Genomic DNA, 15,878 nt, shown 5'->3' with positions numbered 1-15,878 from the left:
AGGATATTACTCTTTGATAAATTTCTTTTGTACAGATCCCTGGATGTCTTCTATTTCTATGATATATACGCCATTCAAAAGGTTGTTTACGTTAATGGCATTATTCAGAATCAGGCCATCTGATACCAGTCTTCCTGAAGTACTATAGATTTTATAGCTCGCTTTTCTACTGATGTTTTTCACGTACAATACAGTTTTCACGGGGTTAGGATAGATCAGGATTTCGGTTTGATCAATTGGGTTAGGAATTTTTTCTTTAGAAATTCTAACGGTATAATCCTCTACTTCACCATTTGGGAAACTAACACAGTTTACAGGAATTTCATCTTTACCCATGGCAACTCTCATGACAACATAATGATAATCTGTCAGGCTTATAAATGCATCATTCGGCACGGTGAATGTAGTGGTTGCTGTTAGGGTTGGTAGGTTGGTATTCGGTCCGTCAGCCATGATTCTTTCATTAATATCAAAGTATCCATTTCTATTGAAATCAATCCATATGGCTACGCCTGCTTTTGCGCCTGAGTTTAAGTTTTTATCAATGATAATTTTATTTCCGGTTGACCCTTGAATCAATTCAATAAATTTAAAGAATTTCCTGTAAAATCTGAGTAATTTGAAGCTAGAGATTCATTGATCATTTCCGGTTTACCATTGGGTTTTGCGGTAACTTTTGAAATATACTCTGTTGCAGAATTGGCTGATGTCATCTGGCAGTATACTACGGTAGGAGTTATGAAATAATAAAGCGCCGTAAAATTTGGAGGATTTCCACTACAAACATTGGCAACCTGCATTTCATATTTGGTTAATTCCAATAATCCTGTAAGAGTATACGTGTTGGTATTCACTGAAATGTCAGTCCAACTCGGGATTCCCACTTTTCTATATCTTAGAACATAGGTTGCTCCCGGGAACGCATCCCAAACTACTTCTGCAGTTGTTGGCGTAAGAGTTTGAATGGTAAGTCCCGGAGGAGGTAATTCGCAAATTCTTGTTGTTGTAAATGTTTTAGGGTTCGACCACTGATTTGGATTCGTTTCTCCTACACATATATTAGCCACTTGTACTTCATACGTTTTAAATGAACTCAAATTTGTAATAGTATAAGAGTTTGCCGGTGGCTGAGGAACAGTTGGGGTATTCCAAAGAATAGTACCCACTTCTCTCCATTGTAGAATATAGGTTGCATTAGGAACAATTGGGTTCCAGGTAACAACCGCAGAAGTGGAAGTAATATTGCTTATGGTTACATTAGGAGGCGTAGGATCGCATCTCGTTGTGAATGTTTTAATGGCGGTGTACGTGCCAGGTGTATTTCCGCAAACTGCTGCAATTCTCACTTCATAGGTAGTAGCCGGCAGTAAACCATTGATTGTTAATGGAGGGTTTCCTGCAAGAACAGACGGGTTTAAAGTAGTCCAACCTGAAGCGGGAATGGTAATAGCTCTGTACTCTAAGATAAATGCGTTATTGTTAGTAACAACAGCCCAGTTGATTGCAACAGAATTATGGGTAATCGCGTTAAATGTAGGAGCTCCTGGTGTTGTGTTGTTACAAGGTCTCAATTTTACGGCATAATCTTCAACTTCGCCATTAGCAGGATCTACACAGATTACAGGAGCGCTTCCACGTTTCAGAGCAACTCTCATTGTTGTCGTTAATGGTCCTGTATAAATACCGGTTGTTGGTACATCAAAGGCTGCTGTTACCGGAGTTGTTGTACTTGAGGTAGAAATCATAATTCTTTCGGCATCTGTAAACACTCCGTTTCTATCCCAGTCAATCCATGCATATACTGCATCAGCAGAGGTGGTTCCTGTCCATGCTTTTGAAACTGACAATTGATTTCCTATAGAACCTATTTCTAAATTGATTAATGTTGCTGGAGTAACATAGTTCATATAATTAGTCTGAACAGAGGTGTTATCCATAACAGGAAAGTTAATCGGTGTAACTTTTACGTTAGAAATATGGTCGTTAGTCCCTGTACCGGTCATATTACAATATGTCAAAGAAGGAGTTGTAAAGTTCAGATTTGGAGAAAATACCCCTTGAGTGCCTCCGCAGACTGTGGCTATCTGAACCTGATAAGGAGTCTGTTCGATAAGTCCAGTAATGGTATTGAAACTCTGTCCGGCTGGAAGGGTCAATCCGGCTGCATTCGGAAGCCATGGTCCTGTTGTTCCCTGTCTCCATCTAATTATATACGTTGCATTGGCAGTAGGAATCCACGAAACGTAAGCTGTGTTATGGGTGATATTATTGGCTGCTATATTAGTTGGAGAGGTAATTGTGCATGGTTGTAAATCAATAAAATTAACCTGATAATCTTCCACTTCACCGTTGGAAGGAAGGGCTGTACATGCATCAGTTGGTACAGAAGAATAGACAATAACACGCATTTTTACTTTACTTGTTCCTACATACGCATTGGCAGGAACGGTAAAATTAGCGGTAGTTGGTGTTGTAGTGGAATATCCTAAATTCATAATCCTTTCACCGCCGGTAGTTGTAGAAGGAGTATTATTAAAAATTCCGTCTCCATTAAAATCAATCCATGCATTTGTTGTATAGCTTCCTGAAGAAATTGATCTTCCTACTGATAATACATTATTGGTTGAATTTCTGAGTAGGGTAATGGTCTTTGTAGGATCTAACGAATAATCTGTATAAGTAGTGGGTCCTGAATTGTTATTTGTTGCAGGTACATTTGAACCTATCATTGAAATATTATTGATATACCCATTGGTAACGGTTCCCGTCCCCGAATTACAATACGTTAATGATGGTGTTGTAAAAGTAGTAACAGGAGAAAATGCTCCCTGTGTTCCACAGACTGTAGCAACCTGTACCTCATACTGCGTAGATTCTAGAAGCCCCGGAAGGGTAACGTTGTTTGTAAAAGGAGTCGTAACATTAATTGTCTGCCATACTCCGGAAGGCAGGGATCTATACATTAAAACATAGGTCGCATTGGCTGTAGGGGTCCAGGAAATTGTTGCTGATGCAGAGGTAATATTGGTAACTGTAATATTGGCAGGAGGCGTAGTGGTACAAGTTGGTAAGGTGGTACCTTCTAACTGGATTCTTGGAAGTACAGCATATCGAGTGATTGCAGTTGGAGGGTTTAGAGGATCAGGGTTTATTGATGTATTGTAATATAGAATTCCTCGGTTTGGTCCTGCATTGTAGCTTCCCCAGTTTGCCGTACATGATGATCCTGGTGAGTTTTCATCAACACCGATTACGAGATTGCTTGTGCCATCCCATAGGAATGGGGTGCTTAGCGGAATAGTTACCCATACTCCCGCAGTCATTGCGGGTAAAATACCTGAATATACCTGTGTTAGTGATAAGGAAGGTACCCAACTGGATGTCGTTGCAAAATCTGTCTGGGTGGTATTTCCCATATAAATATTCCATTGATTGTAATTAGCCTGAATAGCTGCAGAACTGGACACATAAAATTTAACTGAAGTAATGTAAATATTGTTTCCAACTGCTCCGGCAACTTCTGAGGCTAAATAGATTTGCTGAGAATAATTAAATCCTGAACAAGAATATACAGGCAGAAAAGTTTGAACGGTAGTTCCACCTCCAATTTGTCCGGGAGTAAAAGGTGCACCTTCAACCCATGGCGACTTATCGGTAGCAGAGCAAACAGATCTTACCCACCAATAATACGTCGTCCCCGGAATAAGTGAAGTTAAGCTTGCACTCGTACCGGCAGCGGCTATACCAGGAGTGGTGGCAACGGGTGGGGTATTTATTGTAGTATAGTAATATTCATACCCGTTCGAAGGAACGGGTGATGGAGCAGTCCAGTTGAGGGTCCCGGAAGTAGGATTAATATTACTTACAGGTAATATTGTAGGCTCAAAACAGGTAGGAGCCTGAGCGACCTTTATATCATCTAATAATAGATCATCATACAGATAACCATTTCCTGTTACATCTTTGTCAACGGTAAATTTTAACTGAATGGTAGTACCTACATAATATGTTGCTAAAAGGATACCTACTTTTCTCCATTTCGGATCATTGGTGCTATTTGCCCAGATTTGCACCCATCCGGTACCATCATTCACTTCAAGTTTTAATTGGTTATCTCCATAGGGAGGAACTGTTCCTGTAAGTGATGTTAAGTGGTTTTTAAACCATTCAAATGTTACATAGGGATTTGTTAATCCTGCTAGATTAATTTGTGGACTGATGAGTTCAACCGTATGTTCATTCGCATATGGTGTAGAAGCATCTACCCAAGCAAAAGTTCCGGCAGGTTTGCCACCATTTCCGGTTGCCCCATTTCCCGCAGCTCCATTAAATTTCCATTTTGCATTGACATTAGTAGAGCTGGAAGTAGGATTCTGGCTTATCCAGCATGAAGGAATGCTTCCGGTATTGAAAGACTCTACAAAGGGCGTAGTTAACGGAGGACATGTTTGTCCCGAGATCATTGACATAAAAGTCAGTAAAGCGCTGAAAATAAGTAATTTTTTTCTCACGTGATGATATGTTTTAAATGGTGATTGGATTGTGAATTATCATTACATTTTACATTCATATATTGCTTACATGAATTGCAGGAGACCTATGGATTAAAAAAATGTTTGCTCCTTAAGATGTACATACAATAAATTTTCATATCCAAAATGATATTTTTTTAAGTATAATGAGGGAGATGGTGTATTTTACATTCATACATATAATTTTTAGGATTGAAAGAGAATAACTAGAGAGAGGATCACCGATCTTTTAGAAAAAATCTTTGTAAATATTTAATCGTCAGACGAAATCCATTACAAATGATTTCAATCAGTACAATACTACAATTAATCTGATTTCTGTACTATCCATATGCCTTGCTTATGGGTTTATGCGTGTTTTTGTGTAGATCCTCAAACTATATTTGATGATATCCTGATTGGTATGGGGGATCTAGCTTACAGGAATTAATTTTTGCTTGATTTAATGTGTTTTTGAAATTCATATATAAACTAAATTCATCTGCATTATTGTTTTAAAGGTTTAATTTTGAGTGTTCATTAAATTGATTATCTGATTTATTATCACTAAATTTTCGTTTAATACTCTATAGAATGAGTGTAAAATTTTATTCAAAAAAGGGGTTAGATCTACATCTAACCCTTAATTTTTCTTCTTAAATACTTTGTAAATAGTGTTTTTTTAACATTATTTACAAAGTAGATCATTTAACCTCCTCATTCTGCACAATCTAAACATAATAGGCCACTTATTCCTAACGGGAATAAAGATATTCAAGAAGTCCATTTCCAGAGACTGTTTTCATTTCTTGTAAGTTTTTTTAAATTTTTCATACTATAAATTATAAACAGATTCAATATTAACACAGTTAAGATGCTTACATTTTGCTTATTTTGTGAATATTTAAAGTTCAATGTAAATATGTTTGAATATCTGTGAAGTGTCGTTTGCTCTTTTATTGCTTGTTTTTTTCATAGAGTCGTAAATTTACTATTGTTTTTATCCCTAAAAAATGCATTTCTATTATAAGCAATGGTCAAAAGAAAGAAAATAAAACTAATATGATGATAGTACTCTGTATTTTTGAACTGTACAGTCATTAAGAAGTATTACCATTTGATATTCTTATTTAGACATAACGATGAGGCTGCTTTTTGTATTGCTAATCTATTGTGAAGAAAATTAGTATTGCTCCCTCCAATGATACAGTCATATTTACGCAATAATACGTATAAAAACGGTTACTGGGATATTTTCAATCTATTCTTTAAAAAACGACCCTATTTCATATACTTTTGCAGAAATTTAAAAAAGAATGAAACTATTTTATATGATTCTGGGGGCTACACCCAACGGAAGAAATATTGAGCAACATGATGTATTTTTTGGAATTGCGGAAAACCTTAAGGAACTTGTTCCTCATATCAAAGAGTTCTGGAAAGATTCAGAGGGCAAGATCCATATTGATTGTTGGCAGGAAGTTAATTTTGCTGACGGATACGAAGTGAATATTGTAGAAAGAATTGATTAAAATTCAGAAGATCAATTATATTTCCTCAATATGGGAGGGTATAAGAAAGGTTTTTTTGAAGAATTTCACGAGCAACATCTCATGGTTGGAAATTCGATGGGGGAAATTATTAAAAGAGCTAAATCTACCGAATTTTATCAGACAATGGGTTTTGAGGGAGTGGCTAGCCATATAGATGATAAGTATGGAGTAGATATAGACGATATTTTTAACGTAACTGATATTCTTCCCTTAGCAATGAAAGAAAAATATTCTATTGTTCTAAAAAAGACTAATATAGAAAATCAGGAAAATCAAATCGGATTAGGATATTTGAATATCAATAAAGTTTAAATACATCATGAAGATTTTATTAATGTAAAAAAATTCAAAGACGATATTTAAAAGATAATTAAGAAATTAACTAGCACCGTTTTGCTTTTGTAAAAACGGTTTTTCTGTTTATTCTTTTTTTAATTCTACTGCTCTCACTATAATTTTGTGATAAAATATTACATATTCTTTTTCAATCGAAAAATGTTGGCCTAATAAAGCCTAATTCACTTTTTATTTTAATACTTGAATATATAATTACTATTCAGCATCGTATTTACGCAATACTACGCATAAGAACGCTCGAAAGGGTATGATGACTCTGTTGTTAAGAAATACTATTATATTTCACATACTTTTGCAAAAAAAAAATGAAATTATTTTATATGATGCTAGGAACGCTGCCCAAAGGAAGAAATATCGAGCAGCATGATGTATTCTTTGGAATTGGAAAAACTCTTAAAGATTTAGTTCCGGACATTAAGGAATTCTGGAAAGAAGCTGATAGAAACATTTACATAGGATGTTGGCAGGAAGTTAATTTTGTTGCCGGATACGAAGTGAAAATTATTGAAAATAAAATTTTGAAATCTGAAGAGCAATTATACTTTCTTAATTTAGGAGGCTATAAAAACAGTTTCGTTGAGGAATTTCATGAGCAGCATCTTATAATGGTTGGAAAATCATTTGATGAGGTTGCTGAGAAAGCGAAGTCTATTGAGTTTTATAAAACTATGGGATTTGAGGGAAACGCTGTTTATTCCGATCATAAACCATACATTGATACCGGTAACCTTTTTAAGGTAAATGATATTCTTCCCACAAAAATTAAGGAAAAATACAGTATTATTTTAAAAAAGACGAATGCCGAAAATCAGGATAACCCATGCGGATCAGGATACCTGAATGTAGATATATTGGCAAATGAAATTGTATAAAGAAAAGAGTAGTAGGAAGTCATATCTAAATAAATCAATCAAATCTGATTAATATAAAATCGCTACTCTGAATTCTATAATTATAATCCAGATCAATTGATTTTAAATAAAATACTCAACTTCAATAAATGTGTTATAAGAAGTCACTGTTTAGGCACAGTCTTTATAAAAGAATTGAAGCAAAGGTTTTTATTGGAAGCTGGGTGTTCCTGCTATAAAGGCAGTTTATATTAGATTAACGTACTTGAAAGCAAATAAGAAAACCAGTAAAGCTCCTGATCTTTACTGGTTTTCTTATTTTTATATCACTGTAAACTTTTGTATTTTATAAAATTTACTAATGGCATAATTGTAGAATTCGGTTGATCTACCAACTTGATAAGATAAATAGGATGAAGAAAATTTTTAACCATACATGATTAGGATTTCATTAGAATCCGGTGTGCTTATCCCATTTCTTCATCAGAGTTCTTCTTCTGAAACTGCTGAAAATTTTTCTCTCTGTCAGGCACTTGTTGATTTTTTTCACGTCGGTTTATATGACGTGCGAGTATTAGGATGTTAACCAAGACCATAAACATGGCCATAAAAATTTTAAATAAAATCAATGTGTTATTTTTTATTGTATAATAATTTAAAAGATACTCTATAGTAAATATTAGATTTCCATGCGATATATTTGCCTGTTACAAAAGTGTAGGGGATTAGGCAGTATTGTGCTAAGAGATTTAACTTCGATAAAAATATTCTGATAAGGTTTTAAGATGATGAAAAATAAAATGTTCGTTCTTCTCAAGTGATATTAAAAACTTATTGATAAAAAAAACTTTTTATAATCCATTACTTATGACGTTTATGTTGAAGGAAAATCAGATTATAAAGTCGTACTCCCATAAATAATAATGTTTCTTCATATACGGTTAATTGCAACAAAAGTAGCTCCATAAGCTGAGCTTTACTATTACTAAAAAACAGTATTTGTACTCGAAATTACGTTTTATTCAGCTCGATATTCAACACGTGTTATTAAGTGTTATTGCGTGCTCTGTGACTGTTTATTTTTACATGTAGCTGTTATCTTTGTTCAGGTAAATATGTTACTCTTTTCATCCTTAGAGTTGTGTTTCCCCTTTTTATTGATAAAGTTTCCCGATATATTCTTTGTTTTGAAAGGGGGATTTTTTTAATATACAAACAAAGTCCCGTGTATTGCATTCTTATACAAAGTGCAACGATAGAATCTTACGAAATTAACATATATTCTAATTTTAATTGTCCTAGCTCCTTTATAATTTTATTTTATAAGGGAGCTTTTTATTACTAGCCAGAATCGGCTCACACGAGCAGGAAAATGTGAATTATTATAAATATTTTTCATTATTTGTTTAATTTGGTTAAAACATAACGATATTACTGTTAAACTTCTATTTATATTTCCTATTCTTTAGAGCTTATTAAGTATAAAAATATAGAGGTGTCTTAAAAAATCGCATTACGATTCCGTGTCATTTATTTGTCTCTTATGTTACTCACTTTTATTTTCTAGTATTCTATAGTGATGAATTATAAATCCTTATTGGATTTATAAGATAGCTATCCTATACTGTGTGTTTTATTTCAATAACAGGCGAAGCAAAAAGTAATATTGAGTGTTTTTACCTATTAATGATTTGGTTGTTTTTTGAAAATCCAGTTATCTTTGTTTAAACCCCCTAATGGTGAAAAAAAATAAAAAATATGATTTTGAATACTTAGTTGGTAAGCATAAAAATTTCATTGTAGATGAATTGAATGTAATCACCAATTATTATTTGTGTGATATATGGACCCATGATCTTGAGATCGGACGCTTTGGGAGGGAGATGATGCTTTATCTATTTTTTGAAGATGATGTTGTTGTCAAAGTACACATTAAAAGATTGCAGAAAAATCATTTAAGTACTTAGATTTATCTTTTGATGGTATAAATAGTTATTTCACTTGTTTTTAAAACTTTACTATAGTAACCTGAATAGTTAGAAACAGAAGAAAAAAAGGTAGAGTAATATCCAGTTTTAGTTTTTCATGAATTTTAGAGGCATTGGGCATGATATGAAGTCGAAAAAAAATGAATTCAAGAAATACACGATGAATTTAATGAAAATTCCAGATTCTACTGTAAATAGTATCATTACTGATAGAAGATTTCGGATTTGATTTTTTACGATGAGAACTTCTAGTTCGTAATTTTAAATCATTTTTAATAGTCGTTGTGATGTCAAGGCTATATATATTAAAAGTTGAAGAAAGAGTATCGGATCACTATTTCAAATATTTGGAGTATGTTCAAAATATAGATCTTTTTATTTTTTCAGCATTTTAATAATTTTAAATTCCCTTCAGGATAGATTTCAATTAGAATACCGCTAAACCCTAAACCTCTAAAGAAAACTAAATTGATAATTAAACCGCTTAAGTATTTCCTCTAAAATAGATTAGAGAATTTTGTATTTTAGCATAATGGGAAGAAGCAATCGCCCTTTTTTGGACGAAAAAGTAAAAAGAATTTTAGAAAAAGCGCATCGAAGTGATAAGAATCATTCTTTTCGGAGCCGTTGTCAATTGATTTTGTTGAAATCAGAAGGCAGTAGTTCTCAGGAAGTGGGCGATATTTTAAAGATCTGTTCGATGAGTGTCAATAATTGGACGGCAAAATTCAACGCCAAGGGGATTGAAGGTCTTCGAATACAATCCGGACGAGGAAGAAAGCCCATTTTGAGCAAAGAAAACGATGCCGATTTAGTCATTGAAAATAGTAAAGAAGAACAGACAAAGACTCTCTGTGGCTAAGGCTGAAATAGAAAAGGAAAGCGGAAAACGGCTTTCAAACATCACGCTTCAGCGGTTTTTAAAAGTCTTGACGCAAGATACAAGCGCATAAGAAAACGTCCCAAAAGCAGTCCCAATACTATTTTATACGATTTTAAAAAAGAGCAGATTTTGGAATTAGAAAAGCTCTCAAACAATCAGGATATTGATCTGTATTATGAAGATGAGAGCCATTTTAGCAGCGAAGGCTATGTTCCTTACGGCTGGCAATTTCCAGATGAAGAGTTATGTATTCCTATTGAAAAGGGTTTTAAAATCAACGTTTTAGGAATCATAAGCAGGGATAACAAATGCAAATCTTCGGTAACTCAGGGAAATATTGACAGTGATTTTGTGGTTGCTTTTTTCGAAAAATTGTCATTGGAAATCAATAAACCAACTTGTGTGATTTTGGATAATGCTTCTGTTCATCGTTCAAAAAAAGTAAAAGAACGTCTTGAATATTGGCAAAACAGAGGTCTTTATTTTTTCTATCTGCCACCTTATTCTCCAGAGTTGAATATAGCCGAAACCCTTTGGCGTAAGCTAAAAAAGGAATGGATTGATCCTTTGGATTATACTAATAAGGATTCTCTTTTTTATGCGGTTAATAGATGTATGGCAAATATTGGAAAAGCAATACGCATCAAATATTCGCCGTTTTCTCTAATCTAAATTTGTCGGAATACTTATAAGTATTTAGCTTAGGGTTATCAGGATTATTTCTTTGGAACTTTACAAAATATTTTATTTTCATAGTATTAGCTTTTTTACTTTCGTTTTAAGAGTGATGATAAATGATTGATGGAAAATTAGACGAACACAATAAGAAAACTGATAAAAATTCTAAATGTGATCAATTTTTTTAGTTTTTTATTATCAATAATTCTGGCAGATGTTGTTTTTATTAATTTAAAAGCCACTGGTTCGTTAACTATATGTTATGGACAAAATTGCCGAAAATTTTATTTTGGTAGTTTGGCAAATTTATGCTAGGTGTTACCATATTATAAATGAATTCATCTATCACATCATTCTTATGCTTCCCTATAAGGTGATCATAATCGTATTGCTTTATTTTTTATCATTAGTAAATGCTTTAAACAAAGCTATCTTAATAAAATAAAAAAAACACTAATCTAAAGTACATAAAAACACATCATACTACAGATATTCTATGTTTGTCATCAAGCGTTATTTTAAGTAAAAATACTGTTTTTAAGTTTTACAATAACCATATCATAGAATTATATGTATTTAAAAGAAAAAACTATTATTATTTATAAGAGAATTGGACATGATTATCAATTATTATCCGTCAGATATATGGACTTATTATTTGGATGGGGGCGCTATGGCAGAGAGATAATGTTGTATGTATTTTTTGAGGAGGAAATTGTGTTCAAAGTTGAGATTGAAAAAACTTGATTGCTGTAATTTCTTCGAAGGAAAAATAAACTGTTATAAAGTTTTAAAGTATTGGATAAAGGAAGTCTTCGAGTAGAGTGGTTTTTCTCATCATAAATCCGGAGACTTCAGATCAAATTTTTTGATTCTAAAAGAATACCTCGAGGCTTGCCTCGGGGTCAAAGCGTAAAAGTTTGAAAAACGGAGGGTTTTTCATAACACTTTGAAAAAGTGTAGATTTGATTTGTGGATGAACATATTTACAAAAGGCACAATAAAAGTTTGCTTTTATATCATTTGGTTTTTCCAATGAAATATAGGAGAGAAGTTTTAACGAAAGAAATAGGAGATAGCCTTAGGCTAATATGCGTTGGCATTTCAGAACGCTATGAGATTCAATTTGTAGAAATTGGTTATGAGTGTGACCATGTTCATTTTTTAGTTCAAAGTGTTCCAAGTATCTCGGTTTCAAAATTAGTAACACTTATAAAAAGTTTGAGCGCGCGAGAATTATTTAAAGCACATCCAGAGATAAAAAGGATTTTATGGGGAGGTAATTTGTGGACAAGCGGTTACTATGCTAATACAGTTGGTCAATATGGAAATAAAGATGTTATTCGAAAATATATTGAAAACCAAGGGAAAGAAGTAGAATATAAAAAAATCCACGGCGAACAACTCAAGCTATGGGATTAACCAATACCTCGAGGCTTGCCTCGGGGTAGTTTATTTAATTTAAAACTCTGTTTAAATTTCTAAATTCAATTCTTGTATATTTTGTTAGACTCTATTAAAAGATCCAATTTGGAGAGCTTGATTGTAGATAATGTAGGTTTTATCTCTAATACTGTATTTTATACAACCTGTAAGTATTTGATATTTATATAGACAAAATACCAAAATATTCAAAAAATGTATATTTTGGTATTTATGGGTGATTTTTATGTTTAAATTATTAGAATTTGATAAAATAGTTAAGCCATCAAATGTACTTTCTGATGGCTTAGATTATGATTAAAAGATACAAGTAGAATCAATTACTATTACTATCTTGTAAAACAAATATGAGTTGACATGTGAACTTTTAATTATTATATACTAAGACCTGCATTTTTGTTAACATCGCCTCTGTATCACCATTATATCCTAAATATGCACTAGGAACAAAGTTTACGATTTGATCACCAAACCAAGAAGCATACTGTATTTTAAAAATGTAAGTTCCCGCACTAAGGGTTGTCGATTTTAAAAAAGTTACGGGAGCTGGTAAATTAGATAAATTCCCAGTAGAACTTGTTGAAGTATACGCTGAGGAAATTTTAGTTCCATTTTGTAATAATGTGAATACCCCTTGTGTTCCAGAATTATTAGCAGTTATGGATCTAACTGCATATCCTAGTATGTTAAAAAGAAACGTTTGCGTTGCTCCGGTAGGTACGGTTAAAGTAATGGTTGCTCCAGGTACATCAGCGACTGTCCCCTGAGTTATAGTAAGAGCAGTAGTTCCTTGTACATAATTTGCTGATGAAATTGATCCGCTAGTTGTGCTAAGGTTTGCCCAGCTCGGAGCTGCTCCCGCTCCTTTTGAAACCAATACTTGGCCTGAAGTTCCAGAAGAGCCTGTAGTTGTGGCATTTCCTCCAATATTTAGTTCATTGGTAAGCTGTAAAGATCCATTAACGTGTAGTGTCTTTTGCGGGGTGACAGTTCCAACGCCTAAAGTATGGCTAGCTGCATTCACAGATAAAGTTGTTCCATCTACCGAAAAAGCATTGGCAGCAGTTCCGGTAAAAGCTAAAGTATTGACTCCTTGAGTGACTATTCTATTACCAGCAAGGGTACCGTCAGCATTATAAATGTTTACTCCTCCACTAGAGTTGAACTTGGTCCAAACGGTACCATTATAATAATAGTAACCTACAGTGTCAATATTTACTGCCGTCCCAGTTTGAGTACCTGTAGCAACACTGTTTACATAAATAAGTGTTGAGATACCTACTCCGGTCATAGATTGGGCTTTTTGTCTGTCTACTCGGGGCACTAAGAGTCCTTCAGGAGTTGATGTTGTTCCTGTAGCATTCTTTGCCTGAACGTCGAGGGTAGCATTAGGACTAGTTGTATTCACACCAAGTTGAGAAAATACAACAACAGAACTTAATGTTGCTGCTAATAAAATAAATTTTTTCATTTTCTATGATTTTAATAAATTATACGTTTTTTAAAAGATCTCAAAATGATCAGAGCAAATTCAATATCTGGATAATTAAAGAAGATATTAGTCATAATACCAACTATAACATTTATCATATTTATAGCTTGATCTTAAATTTGTGTCTATATTTATCGTAAAAATAGGAACAATCAAAAAACAAAAATGTATGTGATTTGTATATGTGTAATACTGTGTATTAATATAATTAACTGTGTTTATGTTCTAAGAGATTGTGCTAATTTGAAATGTTTTTAGTGATTTATAGCTGTGTCCCATTTTGCTTTTGTTAATGATCATCTATATAATCGTAAGTATTCCCTCTAAAATAGATTAGAGAATTTTGTATTTTAGCATAATGGGAAGAAGCAATCGCCCTTTTTTGGACGAAAAAGTAAAAAGAATTTTAGAAAAAGCGTATCGAAGTGATAAGAATCATTCTTTTCGGAGCCGTTGTCAATTGATTTTGTTGAAATCAGAAGGCAGAAGTTCTCAGGAAGTTGGCGATATTTTAAAGATCTGTTCGATGAGTGTCAATAATTGGACGGCAAAATTCAACGCCAAGGGGATTGAAGGTCTTCGAATACAATCCGGACGAGGAAGAAAGCCCATTTTGAGCAAAGAAAACGATGCCGATTTAGTCATTGAAATAGTAAAAAAGAACAGACAAAGACTCTCTGTGGCTAAGGCAGAAATAGAAAAGGAAAGCGGAAAACGGCTTTCAAACATCACGCTTCAGCGGTTTTTAAAAGTCTTGACGCAAGATACAAACGCATAAGAAAACGACCCAAAAACAGTCCCAATGCTATTTTATACGATTTTAAAAAAGAGCAGATTTTGGAATTAGAAAAGCTCTCAAACAATCAGGATATCGATCTGTATTATGGAGATGAGAGCCATTTTAGCAGCAAAGGCTATGTTCCTTACGGCTGGCAATTTCCAGATGAAGAGGTATGTATTCCTGTTGAAAAGGGTTTTAAAATCAACGTTTTAGGAATCATAAGCAGGGATAACAAATGCAAATCTTCGGTAACTCAGGGAAATATTGACAGTGATTTTGTGGTTGCTTTTTTCGAAAAATTGTCATTGGAAATCAATAAACCAACTTGTGTGATTTTGGATAATGCTTCTGTTCATCGTTCAAAAAAAGTAAAAGAACGTCTTGAATATTGGCAAAACAGAGGTCTTTATTTTTTCTATCTGCCACCTTATTCTCCAGAGTTGAATATAGCCGAAACCCTTTGGCGTAAGCTAAAAAAGGAATGGATTGATCCTTTGGATTATACTAATAAGGATTCTCTTTTTTATGCGGTTAATAGATGTATGGCAAATATTGGAAAAGCAATACGCATCAAATATTCGCCGTTTTCTCTAATCTAAATTTGTCGGAATACTTACTTGTTAATAATAGGAATGAAAATTTTCTTTTATGAATGGTTCTGATATAGAGCATAAAAGGTTATTTATCAAATTCGATTCCAGTTTTGGAAGTGAAAATTTCAAAGGTATTCTGGAACAAAGAGAGATTATTGTGAATATTAAAAGTAATGTCTGTAATAGAAATATGAAAATGGGAAATATTTTTATGGTGAATTTTGTAAAAGAAGTTCAATAGACATCTTTCTTAATTATCTTTCAGTATTTCAAGAATAATAATATTTTTGCAGTAATGGATGTATTTGAGGAATATAAAGTGAGGAAGTCGTCCGAATTTCAGCGTTTAGTTGGCGTTAATAAGGGTGCTTTTATAGTTCTTAAAGATAAGTTTCTTAAAGAATTAGATGTTTATAAATCTGAGCTTTGGACCCGTAAATTAGGCAATAGAAGTAGTATGTCTCCAGAAAATCAAATTCTAATTTACTTATTGTATATAAGAAATTATGAAACCTATTTAACCTTAGGTAAAAGATTTGGGATTAGTGAATCTTATGCTTATAAGAGATGTAAGTTTACAGAAATGATTCTATTGAGGTGTTTGAATTGTCCTGATATTGGGAGTTTAAAAACGAACCTAGAAACCAATTTAGTAGCTATTGATGTATGTGAGCAAGAAATAGAACGTCCCTTAAAAAATCAAGAAGATTATTATTCGGGTAAAAAAAGCGACATACGATAAAGGTAT

The 15,878-nt window shown here is 33.3% G+C and carries 13 protein-coding genes and 1 pseudogene; 11 read left to right on the top strand and 3 right to left on the bottom strand.

Going from position 1 to position 15,878, the window contains the following annotated elements:
* Window positions 1-6 precede the first annotated feature (6 nt).
* Both AMQ68_RS04955 and AMQ68_RS04950 read right to left on the bottom strand, forming a co-directional pair.
* The gene (locus AMQ68_RS04955) at window positions 7-579 is read right to left on the bottom strand and encodes a GEVED domain-containing protein (protein WP_054509482.1); all 573 of its coding nucleotides are present in this window, start codon (window positions 577-579) and stop codon (window positions 7-9) included.
* A complete protein-coding gene (locus AMQ68_RS04950; protein WP_123905614.1) occupies window positions 576-4,511 on the bottom strand; it encodes a fibronectin type III domain-containing protein in 3,936 nt (1,311 codons plus the stop codon). The genes AMQ68_RS04955 and AMQ68_RS04950 overlap by 4 nt, the downstream gene beginning before the upstream one ends.
* 1,316 nt (window positions 4,512-5,827) lie before the next feature.
* Here AMQ68_RS04950 and AMQ68_RS25520 point away from each other — a divergent pair.
* The 7 genes and pseudogenes from AMQ68_RS25520 (at window position 5,828) to tnpA (ending at window position 12,243) form a co-directional block, all read left to right on the top strand.
* Complete coding sequence (locus AMQ68_RS25520; protein ID WP_241775057.1) at window positions 5,828-6,043, top strand: DUF1543 domain-containing protein; 216 nt, start codon at window positions 5,828-5,830, stop codon at window positions 6,041-6,043.
* A gap of 30 nt (window positions 6,044-6,073) precedes the next feature.
* The gene (locus AMQ68_RS25515) at window positions 6,074-6,376 is read left to right on the top strand and encodes a hypothetical protein (protein WP_241775056.1); all 303 of its coding nucleotides are present in this window, start codon (window positions 6,074-6,076) and stop codon (window positions 6,374-6,376) included.
* 350 nt (window positions 6,377-6,726) lie between these two features.
* Entirely contained in the window at window positions 6,727-7,293 is a 567-nt protein-coding gene (locus tag AMQ68_RS04940) for a DUF1543 domain-containing protein (protein ID WP_054509480.1), read from the top strand.
* A 1,715-nt stretch (window positions 7,294-9,008) separates the two neighbouring features.
* Window positions 9,009-9,239 (top strand): hypothetical protein, encoded by a 231-nt coding sequence (locus AMQ68_RS04935; RefSeq protein ID WP_054509479.1) that lies wholly within the window; start codon window positions 9,009-9,011, stop codon window positions 9,237-9,239.
* Window positions 9,240-9,816: 577 nt separating this feature from the next.
* On the top strand, window positions 9,817-10,122 hold the full coding sequence (locus AMQ68_RS04930) for a helix-turn-helix domain-containing protein (RefSeq protein ID WP_160317973.1): 306 nt from the start codon (window positions 9,817-9,819) through the stop codon (window positions 10,120-10,122).
* A gap of 54 nt (window positions 10,123-10,176) precedes the next feature.
* Window positions 10,177-10,815 (top strand): annotated as a pseudogene (locus AMQ68_RS04925) (IS630 family transposase); the annotation flags it as partial.
* A 978-nt stretch (window positions 10,816-11,793) separates the two neighbouring features.
* Window positions 11,794-12,243: an IS200/IS605 family transposase gene (gene tnpA, locus AMQ68_RS04920; RefSeq protein ID WP_054508612.1), complete on the top strand. Its 450-nt coding sequence runs from the start codon at window positions 11,794-11,796 to the stop codon at window positions 12,241-12,243.
* Between the two features lie 388 nt (window positions 12,244-12,631).
* Here the strand turns inward: tnpA and AMQ68_RS04915 are convergent, their stop codons facing one another.
* Window positions 12,632-13,735 carry a hypothetical protein gene (locus tag AMQ68_RS04915; protein WP_054509476.1) on the bottom strand — a complete coding sequence of 368 codons (1,104 nt, stop codon included), beginning with the start codon at window positions 13,733-13,735 and terminating at the stop codon, window positions 12,632-12,634.
* A gap of 403 nt (window positions 13,736-14,138) precedes the next feature.
* On the opposite strand from AMQ68_RS04915, the gene AMQ68_RS04910 reads away from it, so the two are divergent.
* The 4 genes from AMQ68_RS04910 to AMQ68_RS04895 are packed head-to-tail and all read left to right on the top strand — an operon-like array spanning window position 14,139 to window position 15,872.
* Window positions 14,139-14,534: a helix-turn-helix domain-containing protein gene (locus AMQ68_RS04910; RefSeq protein WP_160317972.1), complete on the top strand. Its 396-nt coding sequence runs from the start codon at window positions 14,139-14,141 to the stop codon at window positions 14,532-14,534.
* The gene (locus AMQ68_RS04905; RefSeq protein WP_082383980.1) at window positions 14,531-15,136 is read left to right on the top strand and encodes an IS630 family transposase; all 606 of its coding nucleotides are present in this window, start codon (window positions 14,531-14,533) and stop codon (window positions 15,134-15,136) included. The genes AMQ68_RS04910 and AMQ68_RS04905 overlap by 4 nt, the downstream gene beginning before the upstream one ends.
* A 49-nt stretch (window positions 15,137-15,185) precedes the next feature.
* Window positions 15,186-15,371: a hypothetical protein gene (locus AMQ68_RS04900; RefSeq protein ID WP_054509473.1), complete on the top strand. Its 186-nt coding sequence runs from the start codon at window positions 15,186-15,188 to the stop codon at window positions 15,369-15,371.
* A 54-nt stretch (window positions 15,372-15,425) separates the two neighbouring features.
* A complete protein-coding gene (locus AMQ68_RS04895; RefSeq protein ID WP_054509472.1) occupies window positions 15,426-15,872 on the top strand; it encodes a transposase family protein in 447 nt (148 codons plus the stop codon).
* Window positions 15,873-15,878: the final 6 nt, after the last annotated feature.

The sequence above is a fragment of the Chryseobacterium sp. ERMR1:04 genome (assembly GCF_001297705.1).
Classification (GTDB): Bacteria; Bacteroidota; Bacteroidia; order Flavobacteriales; family Weeksellaceae; genus Chryseobacterium.
The sequence above is the reverse complement of the archived record's forward strand: the minus strand, read 5'-3'. Positions and strand labels throughout refer to the sequence as shown.